The sequence below is a fragment of the Pedobacter sp. HMWF019 genome (assembly GCF_003061025.1).
Taxonomy (GTDB): Bacteria; Bacteroidota; Bacteroidia; order Sphingobacteriales; family Sphingobacteriaceae; genus Pedobacter.
Genome location: NZ_QAIL01000069.1, coordinates 1 through 6243, shown reverse-complemented (window position 1 = coordinate 6243; position 6243 = coordinate 1). Strand labels below are relative to the sequence as shown.

Below are 6243 nucleotides of genomic sequence, written 5' to 3'. Positions count from 1 at the left end.
CCTCTACTAAGGGGATTTAAGCTTAGGCATGTTTTAATATATAATTAAATGGAAATAGAAATAGTTGGAATAATAGGATATCTGCTTGCCGGCATTGCCGTCGGTATATTAATAGGGCGGTACCTGCTTCGAAGCTTGCTGAAGAAACAGGAAATCGCAGCTCAGACAAAAGTTAAAAAGATCCTTAAAGATGCAGAAAGCAATGCTGACATCTTAAAAAGAGACCGTTTACTGGAAGCTAAGGAGAAATTCCTGCAGCTGAAAGCAGAACACGAGCAAGAGGTCAACACAAAGAACAACCAGATCAACCAGCGTGAAAATGCGCTGAAGCAAAAAGAGCAGAGCTTAAACCAGAAAATCGAAAACGCCACCCGCAAAGAACAAGATCTGGATGGCCAGAAAAAGAACCTGGAAAAACAAACTGATATTGCAGTTAAGAAACAGGAAGAAGTTGATGTACTGAAAAGCCAGCATGTAAAGCAACTGGAAGCTATCGCCGGATTAAGTGCTGATGAAGCTAAAAATCAGCTCATCGAGAACATGAAGGAAGATGCCCGCTCTCAGGCCATGATCCAGGTAAAAGATATCGTTGACGAAGCGAAACTGACTGCTGGAAAAGAAGCTAAAAAAGTGGTGATCCAGACCATTCAGCGTACTGCTGTGGAAGCGGCTATTGAAAATACGGTATCTATATTTCATATCGAAAGTGATGAGATCAAAGGTCGTGTAATTGGCCGTGAGGGTAGAAATATCCGCGCCCTGGAAGCTGCAACCGGTATCGAGATCATTGTAGATGATACCCCGGAAGCTATTATTCTTTCTGGCTTTGACCCGGTAAGAAGGGAAATTGCCCGTTTGGCCCTGCACCGTTTGGTTACAGACGGACGTATCCACCCCGCACGTATTGAGGAGGTGGTTGCCAAAACCAAGAAACAAATCGAAGAAGAGATCGTAGAGATCGGAGAACGTACAGTAATTGACCTGGGCATCCATGGTTTACACCCTGAACTGATCAGGATGGTTGGACGTATGCGTTACCGTTCTTCTTACGGACAAAATTTATTGCACCACTCTCGTGAGGTAGCTAATTTCTGTGCGACTATGGCGGCAGAACTTGGTCTAAATGCGAAAATGGCGAAACGTGCCGGTTTACTGCATGATATAGGAAAAGTGCCTGATGACAATCCTGAGTTGCCTCACGCTATTCTGGGAATGCAACTGGCCGAAAAATATAAGGAGCATCCGGAAATTTGCAATGCAATTGGTGCCCACCACGATGAAATTGAGATGACTTCTATGATCTCTCCAATTGTACAGGCTTGTGATGCCATTTCAGGCGCACGTCCAGGTGCTAGACGCGAGGTAGTAGAAAGTTACATCAAACGTTTAAAAGAACTGGAAGAGCTGGCTCTTTCTTACCCTGGTGTAGAAAAAACATTTGCTATACAGGCCGGACGTGAATTACGCGTTGTTGTAGAAAGCGAGCGTGTAACGGATCAGCAGGCAGAATTACTGGCGGCTGATATTTCAAACCGCATACAAACAGAGATGACCTATCCAGGTCAGATCAAAGTAACTGTGATCAGGGAAACCCGTTCTGTTGCTTTTGCAAAATAAGATAAAAGCTGCTGAGCAGCAGGAAGCGGTGGAGCAATCCACCGCTTTTTTATTTTTGCGCCATCCCTAAGAATGCTTAATTTTACTTTATGAAAGCACAAGAGAAAAGCCAGGTTGATGTTCTTTTTGATAAATATGCAGAAAGCCATCAGAATCACTCCAATGAAATCATTCACTGGGTATGTGTGCCATTGATCGTGTTTAGTTTGCTTGGCCTGGTTTGGTCCATTCCTTTTCCTCATCTTGGTTTTCTGGGCAAGTATAACGGCTACCTGAACTGGGCTTCTTTCCTGATCGCTTTTTCTATCTATTACTATTATAAACTTTCCCCGGTCATGTCTTACCTGATGCTTATCCTTATTTTTATCATGTCTATGGGCATTGTGAAAATAGAGCAGGCACAAGCCAATGGAGGCCCTGCTTTATGGCTGGTGTGTGCGGTTATCTTTGTGTTGGCCTGGATAGGGCAGTTTATTGGGCATAAGATTGAGGGAAAAAAGCCTTCTTTCCTTGATGACGTTAAATTCCTGTTAATCGGGCCTATTTGGCTGTTGCACTTCATCTGCAAGAAGATAGGTCTGAGATATTAGGCAGATTCTTGTCTGTTAACATAAAAATAACATTAGATTAATGCTTTCTTAGTGCTAATTTAACGCTGTTTACTGCTTTTTCCACTTTGTAAAAGTCCCTGATCGAACCAAAAAAGCTGTTTTTTTTCTTCTTTTAATCCTTTTTTAATTTAATATTAACTGTATCGTGCATTAATGCAGGCTTAATATTAAGATCATGTTGCCTGTTTAGCTTTGTAAAAAAAATTAAAGCAGACAATGAAAACAAAGCTACTAACCAATAATGTTTCCTATGTTCTACTGGCATTGCTCCTCCTTTTTGGAATAGGTGCAAACGCCCAGGTAACAACATCAAGTGCAAACGGAAAAGTGCGGGATGCAAAAGGCATCGCAATTCCAGGAGTAAGTGTGTTGATCGTACACGTTCCTACAGGTACTAAATATGGTGCAATGACTAACGCAGATGGTACTTACCGCGTAAACAACTTAAACCCAGGTGGACCCTATAAAGTAACGGTAAGTTATATCGGTTACGCCAAACAAGAGAAAGAAAACATCAACCTGGCTTTAGGAGTAGATCAACGTTTAGACTTTACCTTAGTAGACGAAGGTCAGCAGCTGTCTGAAGTGGTGGTTACAGGTGTAAAAGGCGGAACTAAAATGGGTACAGGTACCCGTATTGGTGAAGAGCAAATCAAAAACCTGCCTACGGTAAACCGCAGTTTAACTGATGTAACCCGTTTAACCCCGCAGGGAAGTAAAGACAATTCATTTGTCGGAACCAACTTCAGGTATAATAACGTAACAATTGATGGTGCCATCAACAATGATGCGATTGGTTTCAGTCCTTCACTGGGCGGACAGAGCGGAAGTTCTGGTATGCCAGGAAGCAGTACAAGAACAAGTCCGGTTTCTTTAGATGCCATCCAGGATGTTTCTGTATTGTTAGCCCCTTACGATGTAAAGATTGGTAACTTTACCGGTGGTAGTGTAAACGCAGTAACCCGTTCTGGTACTAATGATGTATCAGGATCTGTTTATGGTTACGGACGTAATGCTTCTTTAATTGGAAGAAATAAAATTGGAGACAACTCTAAAGAGCCTTCTGCATTCCATGATTATCAGGCTGGTTTCAGATTAGGTCTTCCTATCATTAAAAATAAATTATTCTTTTTCACGAATGAAGAGTTGACCCGCCGTCAGGATCCTGTGATCTTAGGTGCAGGTTCTCCAGATATGAAGGTGATTACTTTAGATCAGGCTCAAAAGATCTCTGATCGCATGAAAAATGTGTACGGTATAGATGCAGGTGCGTTTGCCAATACAGATAACTATAATATCTATGCAAAGTCTAACAAGTTCTTTAACCGTTTAGACTGGAACATCAATGATAACAACCAGTTAACGATCCGTAACAATACGATCAGATCTGAAGCGACGAACTTAGAGCGTGACCAGGCGAACTTTAGGTTTGGTGGAATCGATTTTGTACAGAACAACAATCAAAGCTCTACTGTTGCAGAATTAAAAAGCAGGTTGTCTAACAACGCGTCTAACAGTTTAGTTATTGGATATTCTAATATCCATGATTATAGAACACCAACATCTAACCCAGCTATACCTCAAATTGAGATTACTGGTGCAGCAGGGGGAACAATCTTTTTGGGTACTGACCGTGAAGCGAGTATCTTCAATATGAAGCAAAAGACATTTGAATTTACAGATAACTATACCTTCACTAAAGGAAAACATACTTTCACTATCGGTACACACAATGAGTTGTACAATATCACCTATGGTTTTGTTAACTCTTGGAATGGTCGTGTGGCTTATGGAAGTGTGGATGATTTCCTGAACAATATGCCTAGCCGTGTTCGGACTAACTTTAACTATGCGGACAATACCAGAGATAACATTATTGCCAATCCTCCTGCACAGTTCAAAATGAACATGTTCAGCTTATATGGTGAAGATGAATTCCAGGTTACAGATCGTTTTAAATTGACTTATGGCGTGCGTTTTGATATGGCTGATATGCCAAACAAGCAACCTTTAAGTGTTAAAACAACAGGTGCTCCTGTAGATCCAAACTATGGTACTACATATACCTATACTAAACCAAAAGACATCAAGAATGACTTTTTTGGACAAGTACAGGTTTCCCCACGTATCGGATTCAACTATGATGTAAATGGAGATCAAAAAATGATCTTACGTGGTGGTAGTGGATTATTTACGGGACGTGTTCCCTTTGCCTGGTTAGGTTATGCTTATTACAACAATGGTGTAACTTATGGAGCCTACGATCAGAAATTCAACTACAATGCTGCAAATGGTGCTATAGTTACCCAAGTTCCGGGGACAGATCCGATTAAGGATGCTTTAACTGGTAATGGTGAGGCTGGGTATGTGGCTAAACAAGGTAAAGATGTAAAAAATGCCGCTGGTGCAACACAAGTCGATCTGATTGACAATAACTTCAAAATGCCTAAGACTTGGAGAACCAGCTTAGCATTGGACTATAAAACAGATGATCAATGGAAATTTACTGTAGAGGCTATTTATACTAAAGTTATTCATGACTTACAATTCCAAATGGTTAACCTTGTAGATGCGCCGATATACTATCCTTATGATGTGAACCATCAGCAGCCTATTTATCAAAAGGTGAATGGAACCCAAGCCATCAATCCTTTGTATACCAATGCTTATTTGCTTTCTAATACAAATAAAGGATATCGCTATAGTCTAACAGGTCAAATCAGTAAGTCATTACCTTTTGGTTTAGACATTATGGCGGCTTATACTTATGGACAGTCTAAGGATATCACCAACGGTATCCGTAACTCTATGGAGTCTAACTGGCAGTTGAATCAGGCTTTAAATCCAAATAGCCCTGGACTGGCTTATTCTAACTTTGACATTCGTAACCGTATCGTATCTACTGTTAATTTCAGACATGCATGGGATTCAAGGAATAAATATGTATCTAACTTCTCTTTATTCTTTAGTGCACAATCAGGATCTCCTTATTCATACGGTTTATTGAATGCAACCATCAATGGAACAGGTCAAAATGTAAGTTTAATGTATGTTCCTAAAGCAGGCGAGACTTCTAAGTTCATCGTAGATCGTATAGACTCAAAAACAAATGCAGTGGTTGAAACTGCAGCTAGCCAAGTTGCAGCATTAGATGCCTTCATCGACGGTGATAAATATTTGAAAAATAAAAGAGGTCAGTTTACAGAACGTAATGGTGCTCGTACACCATGGAACGTTCAAGCGGACTTCCGTTTCTCACAAGATTTTGTAGTAGTGGGCAGCGGTGCTAAAAAACAGACGTTAACTTTCACTTATGATATTGTGAACTTAACAAACTTGCTAAACAAGAACTGGGGTGTGCAATATTTCTCCCCAAATACTTACAACTCTATGGCGAGTGTAGGTATGAAATTAGTAAAGGCTGGTACAGCAACTACTTACCCTACATATAATTTCCAGCAATCAAATACAAGCACTTATTCTAAAGACTTCTTTGCATCACGTTTCCAAATGCAATTTGGCTTGAGATATAGCTTCTAGTTTATAAATAACAAATAAACAGAAAAGGCGGAGATTTAAAATCTCCGCCTTTTCTGTTTAAAATATCCGGTGAAACAAGGTCTTGAAAGTATATCCTTATTTACCTTCCGTCAATTCAGCAGGATCGAAATCCCGGCTGAACAAAACTCTAAATTCCGGACGACTTGGATCCGCTAAGGGAATATTACCTTCATATTTCCAACCTAGTTCTGTCATATAATTCAGCGCCTGCACAAAATTCTCTATAGCCTCAACCCTGTTTAGCTTTTGTATAAACACGGAATCCTTTAAAGGCGTGTATCTTTTAGTTTGACCATAGTCTATTCTCGGATTGCGCCAGAGGCTGTAGTTACCACCATAGGATATTGTGCAAAATTTTTTAATTTTTTCCTGTGCGTGTGACCGGTAAATGAATACCAAGGAAAGAAGCACAATCATTGCGAGAGATTTGTAATTCATAATTTTTGTATTAGAG

General features: G+C 40.3%; 4 protein-coding genes. 3 read left to right on the top strand and 1 reads right to left on the bottom strand.

What is annotated here, in order from left to right; all coding sequences use genetic code 11:
- Nucleotides 1–48 precede the first annotated feature (48 nt).
- From rny to DBR11_RS04445, 3 genes are all read left to right on the top strand, one after another.
- Complete coding sequence (rny, locus tag DBR11_RS04455) at nt 49–1617, top strand: ribonuclease Y (protein ID WP_108550410.1); 1569 nt, start codon at nt 49–51, stop codon at nt 1615–1617.
- A gap of 89 nt (nt 1618–1706) precedes the next feature.
- A complete protein-coding gene (locus tag DBR11_RS04450) occupies nt 1707–2207 on the top strand; it encodes a DUF962 domain-containing protein (protein ID WP_108550409.1) in 501 nt (166 codons plus the stop codon).
- A 237-nt stretch (nt 2208–2444) separates the two neighbouring features.
- Nucleotides 2445–5768 (top strand): TonB-dependent receptor, encoded by a 3324-nt coding sequence (locus tag DBR11_RS04445; RefSeq protein WP_108550408.1) that lies wholly within the window; start codon nt 2445–2447, stop codon nt 5766–5768.
- Between the two features lie 96 nt (nt 5769–5864).
- On the opposite strand, the gene DBR11_RS04440 is transcribed toward DBR11_RS04445, so the two are convergent.
- Nucleotides 5865–6243, bottom strand: a 379-nt coding sequence (locus DBR11_RS04440) for a hypothetical protein (protein ID WP_233260644.1), incomplete at its 5' end; no start/stop codon positions are given.

Excerpts from the sequence above, each read along its gene's own strand:
- rny (WP_108550410.1), top strand. The coding sequence starts at position 49 with ATGGAAATAGAAATAGTTGGAATAATAGGATATCTGCTTGCCGGCATT.
- DBR11_RS04450 (WP_108550409.1), top strand. The coding sequence starts at position 1,707 with ATGAAAGCACAAGAGAAAAGCCAGGTTGATGTTCTTTTTGATAAATAT.
- DBR11_RS04445 (WP_108550408.1), top strand. The coding sequence starts at position 2,445 with ATGAAAACAAAGCTACTAACCAATAATGTTTCCTATGTTCTACTGGCA.